Source organism: Paenibacillus sp. J22P169, from assembly GCF_059691995.1.
Genome location: NZ_JCAUAO010000009.1, coordinates 132809 through 152728 on the forward strand (window position 1 = coordinate 132809; position 19920 = coordinate 152728).

General features: G+C 43.7%; 18 protein-coding genes and 1 tRNA gene. 3 read left to right on the plus strand and 16 right to left on the minus strand.

Annotated features, from left to right (window positions below; all coding sequences use genetic code 11):
• Positions 1–4: 4 nt before the first annotated feature.
• From AC58QG_RS29620 to lonB, 8 genes are all read right to left on the minus strand, one after another.
• Positions 5–835 carry a cytochrome C assembly family protein gene (locus AC58QG_RS29620; RefSeq protein WP_497365660.1) on the minus strand — a complete coding sequence of 277 codons (831 nt, stop codon included), beginning with the start codon at positions 833–835 and terminating at the stop codon, positions 5–7.
• Positions 836–925: 90 nt separating this feature from the next.
• Positions 926–2329 carry a glutamyl-tRNA reductase gene (hemA, locus tag AC58QG_RS29625; protein ID WP_497365661.1) on the minus strand — a complete coding sequence of 468 codons (1404 nt, stop codon included), beginning with the start codon at positions 2327–2329 and terminating at the stop codon, positions 926–928.
• 164 nt (positions 2330–2493) lie between these two features.
• Positions 2494–3036 carry a hypothetical protein gene (locus AC58QG_RS29630; RefSeq protein ID WP_497365662.1) on the minus strand — a complete coding sequence of 181 codons (543 nt, stop codon included), beginning with the start codon at positions 3034–3036 and terminating at the stop codon, positions 2494–2496.
• Between the two features lie 121 nt (positions 3037–3157).
• A complete protein-coding gene (gene speD / locus AC58QG_RS29635; RefSeq protein ID WP_056610310.1) occupies positions 3158–3565 on the minus strand; it encodes an adenosylmethionine decarboxylase in 408 nt (135 codons plus the stop codon).
• A 308-nt stretch (positions 3566–3873) separates the two neighbouring features.
• Positions 3874–4461 carry a hypothetical protein gene (locus AC58QG_RS29640; protein WP_056610308.1) on the minus strand — a complete coding sequence of 196 codons (588 nt, stop codon included), beginning with the start codon at positions 4459–4461 and terminating at the stop codon, positions 3874–3876.
• A 243-nt stretch (positions 4462–4704) separates the two neighbouring features.
• Positions 4705–5352, minus strand: coding sequence for a ribosome biogenesis GTP-binding protein YihA/YsxC (gene yihA, locus AC58QG_RS29645; protein WP_497365663.1), 648 nt, complete (start codon positions 5350–5352; stop codon positions 4705–4707).
• A gap of 17 nt (positions 5353–5369) precedes the next feature.
• Entirely contained in the window at positions 5370–7721 is a 2352-nt protein-coding gene (lon, locus tag AC58QG_RS29650; RefSeq protein ID WP_497365664.1) for an endopeptidase La, read from the minus strand.
• Between the two features lie 163 nt (positions 7722–7884).
• Positions 7885–9603 (minus strand): ATP-dependent protease LonB, encoded by a 1719-nt coding sequence (gene lonB / locus AC58QG_RS29655; protein WP_497365665.1) that lies wholly within the window; start codon positions 9601–9603, stop codon positions 7885–7887.
• A 194-nt stretch (positions 9604–9797) separates the two neighbouring features.
• Between lonB and AC58QG_RS29660 the strand changes: the two genes are divergently transcribed.
• On the plus strand, positions 9798–10478 hold the full coding sequence (locus AC58QG_RS29660; RefSeq protein WP_497365666.1) for an N-acetylmuramoyl-L-alanine amidase family protein: 681 nt from the start codon (positions 9798–9800) through the stop codon (positions 10476–10478).
• Between the two features lies 1 nt (position 10479).
• On the opposite strand, the gene AC58QG_RS29665 is transcribed toward AC58QG_RS29660, so the two are convergent.
• From AC58QG_RS29665 to AC58QG_RS29690, 6 genes are all read right to left on the minus strand, one after another.
• Complete coding sequence (locus AC58QG_RS29665) at positions 10480–11277, minus strand: divergent polysaccharide deacetylase family protein (RefSeq protein ID WP_497365732.1); 798 nt, start codon at positions 11275–11277, stop codon at positions 10480–10482.
• Between the two features lie 218 nt (positions 11278–11495).
• Positions 11496–12596 (minus strand): flavodoxin-dependent (E)-4-hydroxy-3-methylbut-2-enyl-diphosphate synthase, encoded by a 1101-nt coding sequence (gene ispG / locus AC58QG_RS29670; RefSeq protein WP_497269068.1) that lies wholly within the window; start codon positions 12594–12596, stop codon positions 11496–11498.
• Positions 12597–12693: 97 nt separating this feature from the next.
• On the minus strand, positions 12694–13962 hold the full coding sequence (gene clpX / locus AC58QG_RS29675) for an ATP-dependent protease ATP-binding subunit ClpX (RefSeq protein WP_310501456.1): 1269 nt from the start codon (positions 13960–13962) through the stop codon (positions 12694–12696).
• 12 nt (positions 13963–13974) lie between these two features.
• Positions 13975–14565, minus strand: a complete 591-nt coding sequence (gene clpP / locus AC58QG_RS29680; protein WP_065851718.1) for an ATP-dependent Clp endopeptidase proteolytic subunit ClpP — start codon at positions 14563–14565, stop codon at positions 13975–13977.
• A 195-nt stretch (positions 14566–14760) separates the two neighbouring features.
• Positions 14761–16062: a trigger factor gene (tig, locus tag AC58QG_RS29685; RefSeq protein ID WP_497365667.1), complete on the minus strand. Its 1302-nt coding sequence runs from the start codon at positions 16060–16062 to the stop codon at positions 14761–14763.
• A 110-nt stretch (positions 16063–16172) separates the two neighbouring features.
• On the minus strand, positions 16173–17084 hold the full coding sequence (locus AC58QG_RS29690; RefSeq protein ID WP_497365668.1) for a hypothetical protein: 912 nt from the start codon (positions 17082–17084) through the stop codon (positions 16173–16175).
• Between the two features lie 165 nt (positions 17085–17249).
• Here AC58QG_RS29690 and AC58QG_RS29695 point away from each other — a divergent pair.
• A tRNA-Arg gene (locus AC58QG_RS29695) sits at positions 17250–17323 on the plus strand.
• A 116-nt stretch (positions 17324–17439) separates the two neighbouring features.
• Here the strand turns inward: AC58QG_RS29695 and AC58QG_RS29700 are convergent.
• Entirely contained in the window at positions 17440–17571 is a 132-nt protein-coding gene (locus AC58QG_RS29700; protein ID WP_268796183.1) for a hypothetical protein, read from the minus strand.
• A 166-nt stretch (positions 17572–17737) separates the two neighbouring features.
• Entirely contained in the window at positions 17738–17851 is a 114-nt protein-coding gene (locus AC58QG_RS29705; protein WP_082595252.1) for a DUF4023 family protein, read from the minus strand.
• Positions 17852–18040: 189 nt separating this feature from the next.
• On the opposite strand from AC58QG_RS29705, the gene asnB reads away from it, so the two are divergent.
• Positions 18041–19885 carry an asparagine synthase (glutamine-hydrolyzing) gene (gene asnB / locus AC58QG_RS29710; RefSeq protein ID WP_497365669.1) on the plus strand — a complete coding sequence of 615 codons (1845 nt, stop codon included), beginning with the start codon at positions 18041–18043 and terminating at the stop codon, positions 19883–19885.
• The last annotated feature ends 35 nt before the right edge of the window (positions 19886–19920 follow it).

Sequence of the window (19920 nt, forward strand, 5' to 3'; positions counted from 1 at the left end):
CTATTTAGCTCCATATCCACCCATGAAAATCAGAGACAAGGTTCGAAACAACAAAATTCAACACGACGATACAGAAAGCTGCCAGATTCCAAACAGCTAGCTTATTCCCCGAAATCCGCATGGATTTATGTTGAAATAAGTAAAACGCGTATGCGGCTAACACGAAGAAAGAATTGATTACTTTAGGATCATAGAGAAGATTTTGGTTGCCTTCGAGCACGACCCACACCACGCCAAGACTCAAAGCCATCAGAAGCAGCGGCCCTCCAATAATGACCGACAAATACGTATAATGCTCAATTTTCTCAAGCGACGGCAGCCTCATGACAGCCTGAGAGAAATTCTTACTCTTCAACCTTGTATGTAAAAATATGTACATCCCTGAAAAAATGGCGGCAATCGAAAATGCGGCATAACTGCCAATAGCTAACGAAATATGAATGAATAATAGCTCATCATTGATGTCCCAATTGGATTTAATCGGCATTACATTCGGGTTTCCAAAGATATTCAGTGCCAGAATTGCAAAACCAAGCACATTCACAAAGAACACAAACAATTCAATACGGAAAAAGCGGTTGATTATGAGTGATATCGTGACTAGAAGCCATGAAAACATGAACAGTACATCTGACCGAACGAAAGCCCATTCCGTTAAATGACCATATAAACTGATAGCCAAGTAAGCGGTTTGCAAAACCCATACAAACAAAAGCAGCCCCGTCCCCATCCGTTTCGCGCTCCGGCTCGCATTCGCGAAATCCGAAAAGTAAAACAGTAGGCTCAGGGCATACATATAAATCATCGCATCAAACAACCAGCTGCTTGTAACCATGGCACCTCTCCTAGGCGGTTAGCGCCTTTTAATTGAGATAAACGACTTCTACTTCTCCCATTAGGGCGAGTTCGTTTACGATCTTATATATCAAGATGGGGCTAGAACATCCGCATTCTGTAAACCACGAACGGACAGTTTCTCGTCCATTGTTTGTTTATTTTCCACTTTGTTAAATCCGGACTCTAGCTCTTGTGCTATTTGATCTGCCTGTTCTTGTTGTTTTAGCGTATCTTCTAATGCGAAAAGCTTGGTGAAAATTTCGAGGGCATCATCGCCATGACGCTCGCCAGCCATTTCTTTAATCCGTAGAATCGGATCGCGCAATACTTGATTCACGATACTTTTGGTTAATTTGCGAATCACCTTAATTTCACGTTCATCCAGATCTGTCAGCTTGTTCAGCATGTTCTCCATGGTTTCTTCGTGAATTTGATTCGCTTTCGTTTGTAGCGCACTAATCAATGGGCTTACGCCAAGTGTCTTCGTCCATTGGTCAAAGGCGGCAATTTCCGAATTGATCATAACTTCAATCTTAGCCGCTTCTTTCTTTCTCTCCTGCAAATGTTTATCGACAATATGTTCCAAATCATCGATATCATACAGGAACACGTTCGGCAAGCCGCTAATCTCAGGATCCAGATCCCGCGGAACTGCGATATCCATCATAAAGAGGGGGCGTGATTTTCTTTTTTGCACATATGTCTGAATATCTTTCTTCGTCAAAACATAGCCTGGTGCACCCGTTGAACTAATAATGATATCTACTTCGGGTAAATATTTCGACATTTCCTCTAGTGTGCTGGCCACACCATTGAATTTACCCGCTAAATCCATAGCTCTCTCCAACGTGCGATTCACAACGATAACTTTGTTTGCACCATTCGCATAGAGATGCTTCACGGTCAACTCACTCATCTTACCTGCACCAATAATCATAACCGTCTTGTTCACATAGCTTCCGAAAATCCGTTTTCCGAGTTCTACGGCTGCATAGCTAATGGAGACTGGGTTATTACTAATGCCCGTTTCCGAATGTGCTTTCTTAGCAAGTGTGATTGCTTGTTTAAACAACGTGTTGAAATAAGAGCCTGTTGCTTTCAATTGTTGAGATGCTAAAAAAGCATCCCTTACTTGTCCGAGAATCTGAGTTTCCCCAATGACCATCGAATCAAGCCCGGTTGTTACACGGAACAAATGCTCATTTGCTTTGTCATTCTCATACGTATATAAATGCTTCTGGAACTCATCCTTCTTCACATGAAACCAACGCTCAAGGAAATGCGTCAAGTAATGACTGCACAATTGAGGTCGATCCACGACGGCATAAATTTCGGTGCGATTGCAGGTGGCAACAATAACACATTCAAGAATACTTTTCGTCTCTTTCAATTCAGCGATTGCCTTGGGTAAATCTTGATCTGAGAACGCAAACTTTTCACGAATTTCTACCGGGGCTGTCCGATAATTCAAACCAACTGCGATAATATGCAACGTTACCACCTGCCTTTCGTTTTATTTAGAATCATTATAGCACAGCAATACCGACATTCCGACAAAATATTTGAATAAATTATGAATGCTTTGGGTCTGTTCGTTAGTTTTAACAGCTCTTTGCTCCTCTATACCTCATCCAGACAGAATCCAGGCAGAATCCCCTATTGCAGACCTTTTTTTCTTAAAAAGGTGGTCATATCCCGATCTAGTTTCGATAATTCTTCATTCTGAGACGAGATGATATCGCCGTTGGACGCCATCATTTTCTCATATATCTCATACACTTCGCTGAATTGCTTCTGGGTTTCTTTCAATGTTAACGTTTCATCCGGCTTTAAGGCTCTGACGCCCCCAAGCTGTAACCTTTGTATGTATTGGCTTAATTGGGTCATGAAGTTAAGCGAACTTAACTCCTCACTTCCTCCAGCAGCTAAAATAAGTCGCTCATGTGTGTATTCGGCTGAATACAACGCTTGTTTCACTGGATCCAACTCTTTTGTGCTTTTACTCAATGAGGCTTCTTCCAAGCTGCTCTTCACGATTTCCATTTGAAATAAAGATACTTGAAAGAGTAAATGCGTTGCATCATGGTCTTCTTTATCCTTATGATGACCTAACATTTGGCTAAGTTGATATATAGGCCAAACGATCAGAAAGAGTACAAAAACATAGAGCACTGTTTTTCTAATTAATTTCTGCTTCAAGCATCTTCCCCCCACTCCAAGTGAACTGGACATGTATCACCAATATCATTGTATGGGTATCTGAACAAACAAATAACCACGGATTTCTCCGTGGTTATCGTTATTATCAATTTGCAGAATTTTATTTAACAAGCTCTGCTTGCTTTATTTCAGGAGTTTCTACTTGTAGTTCACCCATTCCGCGAACAAGTTTCTTCGCATAGAACGTTTCTGGTTTTAGTACGGACACCATAAAGTCGATTGCTAATTGAGGGTCGACTGTCTCACCACATGTATAACAATCAAGTGCGGCAAAACCTCTCTCAGGATAAGTATGAATGGAGAGATGACTCTCGGACAACATAACAAGAACTGTTGCTCCTTGTGGTTCGAATTGCTTGGATTGTACAGATAAAACAGTTGCTCCACATACCTCGGCAGCTTCAACCATCTGAGCTTGCAGCCATTCTGCATTGTTCAGAAGTTCAAAATCTACCCCCCAAGTATCAACAGCAACGTGTCTTCCGAAAGTTGAGTATTCTGTTTCCATCTTTCGGTTCCCCCTTCCTAGGAATAAAATGTGTGAAAAAAATTTCATCCGCTAGGACCTACGTCATTCACTTCCCGAGGGTATAATCTCTCGCAACATTCAATGTCCTGAGTGAATCCTGGTTCCTATATTGTTTCAACGAGAATAAAAATAACATCTATCGACGAGAAATGCAATAGTTTTTTTTAGCTAAACGCTAACTGTCACATCGACGCCATATCTAAATTATGTCGCAAAGCCGTCGCTTGTGCTTCAAAACAAAGAGAGACCCAAAAATGGGTCTCCACAATTATGTCATGTATGGGTGATTATGCCTCCAAAACGAACAAACGATGTGTTAGCTCATTGAGGCGAATGTCGATCTGTTGGTGTTCATCCCTTGCCTGCAGCATGTTACGCATATCAAGAAGATGATTGATTTGATCATAGATCATTTCAATTTCTTGCTCAACTTCTCTCTTCTGGAACATCATCTGCATAAGACCAATGGTATCTTTGTGCTCGTAAACAATCGTTAAGAGTTGACCTTTGATTTCCTCGATCTTCACAACAGTTCCGCGTTCATAGTAATAAACCATTGTATAACTAGGATAAATTCGGTTGACTTTCGCGCTGCCTTTGAATTCCGATACTGCTTTACGCATTAAATTAGCTAATAAGGTATTACTTAATCTGCAGGATCCTGTGCATTCATATAGGCCCGATTTCTTTTCAAATGAAAGGACGATTTCTTGACCTTCGCCATCTTGAAAAACAACTTCTTGATTCCCGTTTTCCAAAACTTTGACTTGCAGTGTCACTTGATGGTCCACAAACATTTGAAAAAACTTCAACATATCGGCTTCTGTTAACTGGAGGCAGGTTTTGACATATTCAGTCGCTAACCTTTGTGCCATAAAAATCCCTCGATTCTTTGTTTTCAAGCCATTAACTATTACCTTGTTTATTATTATACTACAAGAGTTGCGATTATTCCTGCCAGCAATTCATGATAATCAGCCAAATATTCTGAAAAAAGCTTGATAAACTGGAATGCCATTAAATTTCCCCCAGATTACCTCGCTTTCCCGTATGCTTCTTTTTGATTTCCTCTATCTTTGAACGCTTTCCTCAAAAATACGCAAAAAACCGCCCTGTGATTAGGACGGTTGCGGATCGGTTACAGCGGTAAGACCTTCGTCGGTTTGAGGCTCCGGCTCGCCATAAGCAATCGCTTGCTCTAGAATTCCCCACAGTTCATCTTTGCCAAGCCCTAGCTCGGAAGAGAACATAAGCGGTTGAACTCCTTTATCCATCCCTAATGTTTCACGTACAATCTTCAAATGTTTGGGCCATTTGCTTTTAGGAATCTTGTCCGCTTTGGTCGCAACGACAAGAACAGGTACATCCATGTGGCGAAGCCATTCGTACATCGCTTGATCATCTTTGGATGGCGGATGTCTCAGATCGACTAGCTGCATCACAAGGCGCAAAGGCTCCCGATTCAATAAATAGCTTTCAATAAATTTGCCCCATTGCTCACGCTTGGTTTTGGATACCTTCGCGTAGCCATATCCGGGAAGATCAACAAAATATAAGTCCTGATTCACTTTATAATAGTTAAGAGTTTGTGTTTTGCCCGGTTGAGAACTGGTTCTAGCTAAGTTTTTACGAGAAATCAAACAGTTAATGAGTGACGATTTCCCGACATTAGAACGCCCTGCCAGCGCTATCTCTGGCAAGGCATCCTCTGGATATTGGCTAGGTCCAACCGCACTGATGATAAACTCAGCTTGATTGACTTTCATGAATGTTCAACTACTTTCTAAGTCGATCCGACGTTAGCCGTCGGCTTATTTTTGATAAGCGCATGTTCCAGCACTTGATCCATGTGACTGACAGGGATGAATGTCATCTCTGCACGGACACTTTCTGGAATTTCGATAATATCTTTCTCGTTGTCTTGAGGTAAGAGGATTGTACGAATACCTGCACGATGTGCAGCTAGCGCCTTTTCCTTCAAGCCGCCGATAGGTAGCACGCGGCCGCGAAGCGTTACTTCACCAGTCATTGCTACTAAGCGTGAGACTGGGATGTTCGTCAAAGCGGAGATTAATGCAGTAGCCATCGTAATACCAGCAGATGGACCATCCTTCGGAATCGCACCTTCAGGAATGTGAATATGCACATCATTTTTCTCATGGAAATCTGGAGCAATGCCAAGGACTTCAGCTCGCGAACGTGTATAACTGAAAGCCGCTTGTGCAGATTCCTTCATTACATCACCTAGCTTACCCGTCAAGGTTAACTTGCCAGTACCAGGCAACACAGATACCTCGATGACGAGTGTATCTCCCCCTACTTCCGTCCAAGCAAGACCTGTAACTGCACCAATCTGATCCTTCTCTTCAGCAACATTATATTTAAACTTAACAGGACCTAAAAAGTCACTCAAGTTGTCTACTGTTACATGAACAGGTGTTTCAGGGTTCGATACGATCTTTTTGGCTGCTTTACGATTCATTCCTGCAACTTGTTGTTCTAGATTACGTACGCCTGCTTCTCGCGTATATTCGCGCACAATCTTCATCAAAGCAGCCTCATCAACAACAAGCTGTTCTTCTTCAAGACCGTGGTCACGTTTCTGCTTCGGAAGTAAATATTTCTTGGCAATTTGGAGCTTCTCAATCTCCGTATAACCTGGAATATATAGAACCTCCATCCGATCTAACAGAGGACGAGGAATATTATGCACAGCATTCGCCGTGGTCACAAACATTACGTTGGATAAGTCAAAAGGAACTTCAATGAAATGATCACTAAAAGTGCTATTTTGTTCGGGATCCAATACTTCAAGTAAGGCTGAGGCAGGATCTCCGCGGAAATCCATCGCCATCTTGTCTATTTCGTCTAACAAGAAAACCGGATTGTTCGCACCTGCATTCTTCATTCCTTGAATGATTCTACCAGGCATAGCGCCAACGTAAGTACGACGATGACCGCGAATTTCAGCTTCGTCTCTTACGCCGCCAAGTGAGATACGAATAAATTGTCTTCCCATTGATCTTGCTATGGAACGAGCAATCGAGGTTTTACCTACCCCAGGAGGACCCACTAGACACAAGATAGGACCCTTAAGCTTCTTGACTAGCTTCTGTACAGCTAAGTATTCCAGAACGCGCTCCTTCGGCTTCTCAAGGCCGAAATGATCTTCATTCAGAATCTCTTCTGCTTTATCTAGATCTAAATCGTCATCCGTCTGCTTATGCCATGGAAGCCCCAGCAACCAATCGATGTAATTGCGAATGATGCCGCCTTCCGCAGAGGTTGCAGGCATCTTCTCGAGCCGATCAATCTCTTTCTCGACCTTCTCGCGAACCTTATCCGGAAGCTCGGTTTCAGCTAGCTGATTGCGTAATTCATCAACTTCGCCTGCGCGACCTTCTTTATCCCCTAGCTCCTTCTGAATCGCCTTCATCTGCTCACGGAGATAATATTCCTTCTGGGTTTTCTCCATTTGCTTCTTCACACGCTGGCTGATCTTGCGTTCGAGTTCGAGCACTTCTCGCTCATTATTCAAAATATTAAGCATTTTCTCGAGCCGTTCACGTACATCAACGGTCTCGAGAATATCTTGTTTATCTTTGATTTTCAGCGATAAATGACTACAAATCACATCTGCCAAGCGCCCAGGCTCATCAATATCGGATACCGCGGCAAGTGTTTCTGGCGTCACTTTCTTGGATAAATTGATATAATGCTCAAATTGACTTAGCACACTTCGCATCAAAGCATCTATCTCAGGATCTGAAATTTCTTGCTCCGGCAATTCCTTTACGGTGACCTCGTAATACTCGTCATTCGTCAAATACTCTACAATTTCAGCACGTAATACGCCTTCTACTAGAACACGAATCGTACCATTCGGTAATTTGAGCATTTGCCGCACTTTAGCGATGGTTCCGATGCGATAAATATCCTCTTTTGTTGGTTCTTCTATGTTGATCTCTGATTGAGAGCAGAGGAGAATCATGCTGTCATCCACCATCGCCCGCTCGAGTGCTTTCACCGATTTTTCTCGCCCTACATCCAGGTGTAGAACCATGCTCGGATAAACTAGCAGTCCCCTAAGAGGCAATAACGGCAATCTGCGCACCTTCATTTTTCCAGGCCCCATCCTCTGCACCTCCAATAATAGGGATCCTTGAACCTTAAGTCCAAAGTCTCACCTTGTCTATGTGGGATTTTATCCCTACGTTGCCCTTTACATTTTAACAAAACTCTAAACAAAACACCAATTGAGAGCTGACGCGTCATGTCAGATAACGGAAAGCCTCCCTTTAAGAGTCAATTGTATGCTGTGAATTGGCATGTAGAATGGGTAAAGTTGTAGCTGGAATAGTTCTCTCCATAGCAAAAGGTAATGGAATCACATTATCAAGAAGCTCAATGCCGAGTGCAGCTGAAAGTACTTCCTCAATTGTTTCGGCTGCGACAACTTCAACACCAGGTAAATCAACAAACAGCGCCTGCCAATTCTCTTTTGGAATGATGACTCGAGTAGCTCCAGCTTGGAAAGCCGCCTCCACTTTGGCCACAACACCGCCAACGGGCTTAACTTTCCCATGAATACTCATTTCACCTGTCATTGCTAATTTGTTATCTACAGGTATTTTATGTATGGCAGAGGCAATCGCCGTAGCCATCGAAATACCTGCGGATGGTCCGTCGATCGGCACACCACCAGGAAAATTAATATGCAGATCATAATCCGACGTATTAAAACCTAACTTCCGAAGCACAGTCAACACATTTTCAACCGAACCTCGGGCCATGCTTTTACGACGAATGGTCCGGGAGCCGCCACCCATTTCTTCTTCATCAACGACTCCTGTAATATTGAATTTCCCTGTACCTGCAACAGCAATTGGAATAGCCGTAACTTCAATCTCGAGTAGTGTACCCAAATTAGGGCCGTAGACAGCTAGACCATTGACGAAGCCTATTTGTGGTTGAGCTGGCACTTTTCGTTCTGGTCTTGGCGGGATTTGTGAAGAATTCACAACCCATTCAATGTCTGCTGCGGTAATCGCATCCCGCTTATCGGTTAAAGCAATACCCGCGGCCAATTGAATGACATTCACAGCCTCACGACCGTTCGTTGCATATCTCGTCACAACATCGATCGCATCTTCACATTTTTTGAAGCCAATTTTATCAAGAGCTTTCCGTGCAATTTCTCCTACCTCATCTGGCAGAAGCGGTCGGAAGAAAATTTCCAAACAACGCGAACGAATGGCCGGAGGGATTTCGCTTGGTGTGCGTGTTGTCGCTCCAACTAAACGAAAATCTGCCGGTAGTCCATTCTGAAATATATCGTGAATATACCCTGGAATATTCGCATCCTCGGAGCTATAATACGCACTTTCCAAGAATACTTTACGGTCTTCGAGCACCTTTAATAATTTGTTCATTTGCGTCGGATGCAATTCACCGATTTCATCGATAAACAAAATCCCGCCATGCGCCTTCGTAACAGCACCTGGTTTAGGCTGAGGAATCCCGGCAACGCCCATCGCTCCTGCACCTTGATAAATAGGATCATGAACGGAACCAATCAACGGGTCAGCGATGCCACGCTCATCAAAACGGGCAGTCGTAGCATCTATCTCTGTAAACTTCGAGTCAGGCCGAAATGGAGACTCTTGATTCTTCTTCGCTTCTTCTAATATGACGCGCGCAGCAGCTGTTTTCCCAACGCCTGGAGGACCGTAAATAAGCACATGTTGAGGATTGGGACCACACAGTGCCGCTTTCAGAGCCTTCAACCCTTCAATTTGGCCAACGATGTCCTGCATAGAAGAAGGCCTTGTTTTCTCAGATAAAGGTTTGGTTAATGAAATGGATCGCAACTTACGTAATTTCTCCAATTCTTTCCTAGACTCTCTATCCACTGCAGACTTGTTCGTCTGTTGATTTCGCAGTAAATTCCAGAAATACAACCCGATTACAACTGCAAAAAACACTTGAATGACCATTAGAATGATACTTAAACTCATGTGTTGAACCTCCTTAAACACGTCATCTTCGATTAGTTACGTTTATTTCTAGCCTATCTGCCTTTGCTAATTTCCATTATTCCCGTGTAAAAGAAGGTTAATCCAATCTATGCAAACTTTTGCATCACGTATGATTGCCTCCTTACGGAAGAAGGATAAGGGTAGTTATTCTTGCAAAAAGGATGTGGCGGGATTTGAAGCAATACCTGTTGATTATCGTACTTGCGCTATTTGTTTGTGCGCCTAACTCGCAGATATCTGCGGCTGCTAGTAACGATCCTCTTCTTCCGACCGCAGACATTATTCTCGACGTAGGACATGGTGGAATCGACAGCGGGACCATGATTGGTAAATACGAAGAAAAAGATATGAATCTAGCTATCGCCAAAAAGACGTATAAAGCACTTGTTAAAAAAGGTTATCGTGTTATCATAAACCGCACCGAGGATTATGCGTTAAGTGATGATAATAGATGGTCATATGGAGGTAGGCACAGAAAAGATCTCGCACAGCGTTCCGGTCTAGCCAATACCATTAATCCGAAAATGATGCTCAGCCTGCATATCAATTGGTCCAAGAAATCGAACACACGCGGGCCACTCGTCATTTATCAAAATCAATCTGACAGTATTCTGATAGCCAGTTTGCTGCAAGACAATTTGAATAGAGTTTATGGTACGGAAGAGCTCCCTGTACTTGGCAAAAAGTATTATGTACTCAAGTTTACAAAATGCCCTTCCGTCATTGTTGAACTCGGATTTTTATCAAATAAGGCGGATCGCAAGCTTTTAAACGACAGCCATCACCAAGCCAAGCTTGCCAAAGCGATTACACATGCCGTCGATCAATATTTCTCGATGACGCATCCCAAGTAGTTTATTTGACCATTTGTGAAATGGGGACAAAGGTGGCTTCCTTTTGAATACTTGGAATCGCCTCATGAATGACATGAGCTGTTTTCTTCCCGGGAGGCCCGACATGCCCAATGGCAATCACTTCATCTTTGTCATGTATTAATTTCTTCAGCTTGACCATTTGCTTATTAATATGACTATAGGTATACAAATCATCGAAGAAAAGCTGATTGTCTGCATGCGGTACGCCGCGTGAATCTGCAATCTTGCCAATTAAGCTCTTCGGAGTCGTTCGACTATCCAGTAATATGAGATTTCGTTCTTTGCAAATCTCAATGAGGATTTTCATCACTCTTTCGTCCGCGGTCGCCTTGGAACCCATATGATTATTAATACCTATGGCATAAGGAACATCATCAATTGCCGCAATGATTCGTTTGTGGATTTCTTCACTGGACAAGTCCGTAGTGATTGCTCCTGGACCCAACCAGCTCTTCTTCCCTCTTACGGGCTCCATCGGGAGGTGAAGGATGACCTCAAGTCCTCTGTCATGGGCTAGCTGCGCATCTTGCTTCGTTGAAGGCAAGAAGGGCATAACAGCCACTGTGAAAGGAATGGGCAGCTTTAGCATCTCCGCTGTCCCCTCCATGTTATTGCCGAAGTCATCAATGACAATGGCTACCTTCTTCGTAACAGCTCCAGTGGGCTGCTGTAAGTTTAAACCTGGTTCTGCTGCTGTCAACCCTGGATTAGCAATCAAAATAGTCCCCGCTATAAGGGTAAGAGCCACCTGTCGACATAATGCAAACGCTGGAAACATCTTCATCCTCTTCTCCTCCTAAAGTTTTCGTCAGAAAACTGGCTTCGTAAGCATCAGCTATTGCTTTAGAAAGACATACTGACAATTGAGCATGCTTTCCAGTTTTACTCATTATGCTTCTCTTCCTCATCAAATATGCGTATACACATAGGCATACAAAAAAACCGTTAAAGACTCCATAGAGAGTTCTTTAACGGTTTTATTATCGATGTATTTATTTAGTGCTGCTTGCGTCCAGGAATAACCCCAGTCTGTTCATAAGAAGCCACAATGATATCAATTTCCTTTTTCAGCTCACTGAGTAGTTCAGCTTCAGGAACCTTCCGAATCATTTCTCCGTAACGGAACAACATGCCTTCACCACGCGCCCCTGCAATGCCAATGTCGGCTTCTCTCGCCTCACCAGGTCCATTTACGGCACAGCCCAAAACAGATACCTTGATCGGCACTTTAATTTTGGCAATGTAGTCCTCAACTTCATTAGCAATCGAGAACAAGTCGATATCTAAGCGACCGCAAGTCGGGCACGATACTAACGTCGCGGCGTTCGTAATCAAGCCAAACGTCTTGAGCAGCTCTCTCGCTACCTTGATCTCTTCTACCGGGTCAGCACTCAAAGAAATACGAAGTGTATTACCAATTCCCATATTAAGCAAAGTCCCAATCCCCGCAGCGCTTTTCACCGCCCCTGTAAAGAGCGTCCCGGCCTCTGTAATCCCGAGATGAAGTGGATAGTTAAATGCCTTCGCAGCTTGTGAATACGCAGCAATGGCCATTGGGACATCAGATGCTTTCAAGGACACGATGATATCATGGAAATCGAGTTCTTCCAAAATGTTGATATGGAACAAAGCGCTTTCTACCATAGCTTCAGGCGTTGGGTATCCATACTTTTCAAGAAGATGATTCTCAAGGGAGCCTGCGTTAACCCCAATACGAATCGGGATACCGCGTTCTTTACATGCTTTAACGACCGCTTCGACTTTCTCACGGCGACCAATATTACCTGGATTAATACGTACTTTATCGATCCCATTCTCAATCGCAGCCAACGCCAAACGATGATCAAAATGGATGTCAGAGACGAGTGGAATATGAATTTGCTTCTTAATTTCTTTGATCGCTTCAGCGGCTTCTTTATTGTTTACCGTCACACGCACAAGCTGGCATCCAGCTTCTTCTAGGCGAAGAATTTCTGCTACTGTCGCTTTGACATCAGCTGTTTTCGTTGTACACATGCTTTGCATAATCACTTCGTTACTGCCACCGATCGTTAAATCACCTACCCGAACGGCTCTGGTATCTCTTCTATGGAACATTTTGGTTTCTCTCCCCATGACACCAAACATCCTCCGCTCCGATTCCCAGAAATGGAAATTGGATTGGAGGCTGTGTGATCATTTATGAAATTGTGCGTTAAGCACTTTCTTCTTTTTTCTTACCCGATGGCTGTGCGCCCTCTTTGGTAGTCAGAACTGGTGTGATCTTGTTTTGTACCGTTTCTTTGGAAACGACACAAGAAGATACATCCGTTCTTGAAGGAACTTCAAACATCACATCAAGCATAATGCTTTCAATGATGGCTCTTAAGCCACGAGCACCGGTGTTCCGTTTAATCGCTTCTTTGGCAATCGCATCAAGTGCTTCTGCGTCAAATTCAAGCGAAACGTTATCCATCTCGAGCATCTTCTGGTACTGCTTCACGAGCGCATTCTTAGGCTCGGAAAGAATACGCACGAGAGCTGCCTCATCAAGCGGCTCTAGCGTTGAAATGACCGGTAAACGACCTACGAATTCGGGAATTAAACCGAATCTCAATAGATCCTCTGGAAGAACCATGGAAAGGTACTCACCTGGTTTCAAATCAACTTTCGCGCCATCTGTGCTAAAGCCAATGACTTTTTTACCGATTCTGCGTTTGATAATTTGCTCTAATCCGTCAAAAGCTCCACCACAAATAAATAGGATATTTGTCGTGTCGATTTGAATGAATTCTTGATGCGGATGCTTACGACCACCTTGTGGAGGTACGGAAGCTACTGTGCCTTCAAGAATTTTGAGAAGAGCTTGTTGTACGCCTTCACCGGAAACATCACGTGTAATGGATGGATTCTCGGATTTACGTGCAACTTTATCAATCTCATCAATATAGATGATGCCCCGCTCTGCTTTTTCAACATCATAATCAGCAGCTTGGATCAGTTTGAGCAAGATGTTCTCAACATCTTCACCCACATAACCAGCTTCTGTTAAGGAAGTTGCATCCGCAATTGCAAATGGCACATTCAAAATTTTCGCAAGGGTTTGCGCAAGAAGTGTTTTACCACTACCTGTTGGTCCTAGAAGGACGATATTACTTTTTTGTAGTTCAACATCTTCAAGCTTGTTCTGAGAGTTGATCCGCTTGTAGTGGTTATAAACCGCAACAGCCAATGACTTCTTCGCTTGTTCTTGACCAATGACATATTGATCCAAAATATTGCGAATTTCCTTTGGTTTCGGAACATCCTTCAGATCCAACTCTTCTTCATGCCCTAATTCTTCTTCCACAATCTCCGTGCAAAGCTCTATACATTCATCACAAATGTAAACTCCCGGTCCGGCAACAAGTTTACGAACTTGGTCCTGGGATTTTCCACAAAAGGAACATTTGAGTTGGCCTTTTTCATCGTTAAATTTAAACATGGGATCACTCCTTTATTTCAAGTCGTTTCGAGTGATAACCTCGTCGATTAACCCGTATGCCTTCGCTTCATCAGCGCTCATAAAGTTATCCCGGTCGGTGTCTCTTTCGATCTTTTCAAGCGGCTGTCCCGTTCGGTCCACGTAAATCTGGTTGAGTTTATGCTTGGTCTTGATAATCCAATCCGCATGGATTTTGATATCGGTTGCTTGACCTCTAACACCGCCGAGCGGTTGGTGAATCATTACTTCTGCATTTGGCAGCGCGTATCGCTTACCTTTGGCTCCTGCTGTCAAAAGCAAAGAACCCATACTTGCGGCCATACCTACACAGATCGTAGATACATCCGGTTTAATAAACTGCATGGTATCGAAGATACCCATTCCAGCCGTAACAGACCCACCAGGTGAGTTGATATATAAGTGAATATCTTTTTCAGGGTCCTGGGCGGATAAAAAGAGCAGCTGGGCAATGACCAAATTAGCCACATCGTCATCAATAGCGGTCCCGATGAAGATTATGCGGTCCTTAAGTAAACGCGAGTAGATATCGTAGGAACGTTCCCCACGAGCCTCTTGTTCTACAACCATAGGAATAAGACTCATTGTACCAACTCCTTTTGCGGCAAGCGCCATGTTCTCTCACTTGAGATTCACTTACAGTTTAACACGATTGGGCAACAATGTCATTTTTCTGAAATCAGCTATGTAAGCGGTAATACGTATGTACTAAGGCAATTAGTCGTAAATTAGGGTAGAAGAAAGGCACGTTGCTTGCGTACGTGCCTTTACTTACCTTATTTACACGGCTGCGGAAACATGCTTGCTATTTTGAAGCAAGAAATCAACCGTTTTTCTGATTACTAGATCGTTGCTAAGACCTTCAAGAGATCCGTTGGAAGCAAACAGCTCACGAAGTTCAGCTGTTGATTTTTGGTAAGACGGTGCATACTTCTCAAGTTCCGCGTCAACTTCTTCCGTGGAAACTGTGATTTTTTCTGCAGCTGCGATAGCTTCAAGAACAAGGTTGTTACGAACACGCTTGTCAGCATCTTCTTTCATTTGTTCTTTCAATGCGCTCTCGTTTTGACCGGAGAACTGGTAGTAGATCTCAAGCGTCATGCCTTGGGAGCGAAGACGTCTTTCGAATTCTTTCACCATGATATCAAGTTCAGCTTCAACCATCGAACCTGGAATTTCAACTTCTGCGTTAGCAGCAGCTTTCTCAACAACTGCAGTTTCAAGTGCAGCTTCGGAATCTTTTTCTTTACGCTCTTGCATACGTTTTTGAAGCTCTTCTTTGTACTCAACAAGTGTATCGAACTCACTTACGTCTTTTGCAAACTCATCATCAAGCTCAGGCAGGTTTTTGCGTTTGATATCGTGAAGTTTCACTTTAAACACAGCTGCTTTGCCTTTCAGATCTTCGGAGTGGTAGTTTTCAGGGAAGCTAACGTTAACGTCTTTCTCTTCGCCTTTACCAAGACCTACTAGTTGCTCTTCAAAACCTGGGATAAAGGAGTTGGATCCAAGCTCAAGGGAGTACTTCTCCGCTTTACCGCCTTCGAATGCTACTTCATCAACGAATCCTTCGAAATCGATGATAACGACATCGCCGTTAGCAGCTTGTCCTTCTTCAAGAACAACCAATTCAGCATGACGTTGTTGCAAACGTGCAAGCTCTTCATTCAATTCTTCTTCAGAAACAGCAGCGTTAACCGCTTCTACTTCGATACCTTTGTAATCGCCAAGCGTTACTTCAGGCTTAACTGTTACTTTAGCTTTGAATTTCAAGACTTGACCTTTACCAAATTGCTCAACATCTACTTCAGGACGATCAACAGGCTCGATTTTAACCTCTTCAATCGCTTCTACGTAAACCTCTGGCAAAATGATATCTAGTGCATCTTGATACAAGCTTTCAACACCGAATTTAGCTTCAAAGATTGAACGAGGCACTTTCCCTTTACGGAATCCTGGAACATTCACTTTCGCTGATACCTTTTTAAATGCTTTATCCAAAGCATCTGCAACTCGCTCTGCCCCAACTTCAACTTCAAGAACGCCAACGTTCTTCTCTATTTTTTCCCAACTTGCTTTCATTTTATGCCTTCCCCTCCAAAAATGTACCATGACATATATTTTTCACGTTAAGCTCATTATAACCATTCTATTATACCATATAACATTTTCATTTCAAGCGAGCTTTGTTCTTAACTAGGATCGGGGTTAAATTGCTTTACAAATGCGGTTAAAACATTGTGTGCCCGCTTCCATTGCAACGTCATGGCATCCACGATTCCATAGGTTTCTAACAACTCTTCTTTATCAACCGTACCAAACAATTTGTCTTGCAAAATCGCATGCAGCGCGGAGGCCCACACGTCTACCGCACTTTCTTCTGTCCTAAGTAGCTCAGTGTAAATCGAAGTACCATACGCATAGGCAAGAAATTCCTGCCAAGTCTGGGTCGCAAAGTACACAAAGTCAGGCTGGCTTATTTCACTAATGTCCCCGACTCTACGAATCATATCACGAATTCGTAATGGAAAATCCTCCGCCGTAAGAGGCGTTTCATCGATCTCGACGAGCACCGTTTTACCATTCTTGGGATACTCAATAAGCCCATGTTCCCCCATTTGTTTCAACGTCTGCAAAGCTTTAAATTGGAGATGCGGGTGTCTAGGCCTTTCGCATAGCCAATTTTTCACGAATTGACTAACCTCAGATTGCTCGATAAAAGCAAGCTGTTCCAAGGCGCTGACTTGTTCCTCCAGCGTTCCTTCTTGAAGCATGGTTTGAAGCTTCATCACAAAAGCGCCATCATCTGATGCTGCTTTATCGTGAATATATTGCCGCAATAAGTCGGATTCTTCCTCCGAATCTTCTTCCACTGTCTCTGATGACGAAAACATTGTTTCCGGAAACATGGTGAGCAGCCAGTGTCGCAGGGCTTCCCATTGGTCAGACTTATCCGTATCGACATTGGGAAACTGCAGAAGAAAAGTAAGCATTTCAAGTGCTTCTTTATATTGCTCGGAGCGTAACAGCTTGGTTAGCTCGTCTTCATAGAACTTCTCTGTTTTAGGAAAAAGGATAACATTCTCTAAAGTAGGGTCTGACATAGGGATCACCTCTGTTCGTGGTCTCGCTTGTGCCAGTTTACTCCATCATCCAAATGATTGCAAAAATAAATATTTAAATAAGTGTTGACTTCCCATAAATCGATATGATATTATAACTCTTGCTTCGCCAAACGGATCACGTCCAGGCGGTAAGAAGTGTCATAGGTCTCAGTAGCTCAGCTGGATAGAGCACACGCCTTCTAAGCGTGCGGTCGGGGGTTCGAATCCCTCCTGGGACGTCAAGTAAGAAAAAGGACCGCGAGAAATCGCGGTCTTTTTTTTGTTTTCTAAAAGGAATAAGATGAAACAACACCCTTGCTGCGTGCGCTGCAAGGGTGTTGTTTCGGTCATCTGCTTACACAGAGGGTCTGTTCGGTTGATGATGACCTGGCTCCGTTGAATCAAGATTCGATTGAATACGTGATGATTGCTTCGAGTGATCGATTGCACTTTGCGTTTTCTGCATCATACTCTTCTTTTTACCCATAGTAGCAGCTCCTTCAATTCATAGAATGAAAGCTATACTAGTATGGAGGGTTTCCGCATTGAATATGCTGGTGAACTTCTCCAACTAGGCAGGGACTGTCTGAAAAAAGAAAACATAGAGCCTGTAGGAATTCATTCCTACAGGCTCTTGCTCATGCCAAACGACGTTAGTGCATCTTATGAGGCAAATTCTTGCCTGTATGACCGTCACCTTGTGTCCTTTTGTTCTTCTCGGCTTTCCTCTGCTTCTCGTGCAGCTTGCTAATGAAATGACTATCCATGAGCACTCGCCTCCTGAAGAAAGAATGGCATTACCCCTTTAGAATGTCACGGACGTTCGAAATTTAAACACCTTCCACACAAAATCCGCCGTCCCGCTTGCTCCCCCGGCTGCTGGACAGACATTTAATACTTTCTAATTGCATACCCTTTATCATTATGCTCTCTTCAAAAGAAAGGAAGGAACGTCTATGTGCGGAATAACGGGTTGGATAGATTGGCGGAAAGACTTGACCGGGTACCCGTCCATTCTAGAAAATATGACGGAAACGCTCCACCTGCGTGGACCTGATGCTTCAGGTACCTGGATTTCACAGCATTGTGCCCTTGGACATCGACGTCTTAGTGTCATGGATCCTGAGAACGGCGCTCAGCCTATGGTACGCAAACAAGGCGACTATACGTATACCATCGTATATAACGGCGAACTCTATAATGCCCCTGAATTGAAAAAGGAGCTTGAGCTCCGCGGTCATCAATTTCGCACAACGTGTGATACCGAAGTCCTGTTGGTTGCCTTTATGGAGTGGGGGAAAGCTTGTATTGACCGCCTGAATGGCATCTTTGCTTTCGCCGCTTGGAACGACCAAGAGCAGTCACTGACCCTAGTGCGGGATAGACTCGGCGTTAAGCCTCTTTTTTATTCCCATCAGGATAGTGTATTATTATTCGGCTCTGAACCTAAAGCGATTCTAGCCCACCCTGATTTCAAAGCGGAAGTTGGTGCTGAAGGCTTTGCTGAAATATTCGCTGTCGGACCGGCTAGGACGCCTGGACATGGGATTTATCGCAACATGTCAGAGCTAAAGCCTGGTCAATTTGCTATTTTTGATCGTAATGGATTATCCATTCGCACGTATTGGAAGCTCGAAAGCCATCAACATCCGGACGATATCCCTGCTACAGCCGCGCAAGTTCAACAATTGCTCCGAGATACTTCCGAGCGTCAGCTCGTCTCGGACGTTCCCATCTGTACGCTTCTTTCAGGCGGGCTTGACTCTAGCGCACTTACCGCGCTTGCTGCGACGCACTACAAAGAAAGTGGGCAAGGATCCCTTCACACCTTCTCTGTGGACTACAAGGATAACGACAAGCATTTCAAAGCGAATCTATTCCAACCGAACTCAGATGCACCTTGGATAAAAAGGATGACTGACCACTTAGGTACTGAGCATCATTATATTGAATTTGATACACCAGAACTTGTGGAATCCCTGAAGACCGCCGTACTAGCTCGCGATACACCAGGGATGGCCGATGTCGATGGATCTTTATATTTATTTTGCCGAGAAATCAAAAAAGAAGCTACCGTTGCGATCTCAGGTGAAGCTGCTGACGAAATATTCGGTGGATACCCCTGGTTCCACAATTCAGATGCACTGGAAGCGAACACGTTCCCATGGTCACTCAAGCTAGCTAATCGGGTCGACCTTCTCGCGCCAGACTTCGTTGATTGGATTAAGCCCGTCGAGTATGTAAGTAATCGATACCAGCAAGCCTTAAGCGAGGTACCACGTTTGGCTGGGGAAACGAAGCAGCAGAATCGGATGCGGGAAATGTCCTATTTGAACATAACGCGTTTCATGCCCACATTGCTTGATCGTAAGGATCGTATGAGTATGGCTGTTGGCCTCGAGGTACGCGTCCCGTTCTGTGATCACCGCTTAGTTGAATACGTGTGGAACATTCCTTGGGAAATCAAAACTTCGGGGGATCGGGAAAAAGGAATCTTGCGTCAAGCATTACGAGGTGTATTACCTGAAGATGTCCTAACACGGAAGAAAAGTCCATATCCGAAAACACACAACCCGAACTATTTAACAGCAGTGAGAAAATGGGTACTGGAAATTCTAGATGATCCCTCATCCCCTATCTTGCCTTTCATCGACGTCAAAAAGATCCGCGCACTCGCAAGCTCAGACTCCAATGATTTCGATCTTCCATGGTTCGGTCAGTTAATGACAGGTCCTCAGCTATTCGCTTATTTAGCGCAAGTAGACACTTGGCTCCGAACTTATAAAATATCGATTCGGTAACTACAAAGCACTCAAAAAAGAAGACCTGCTTCCAC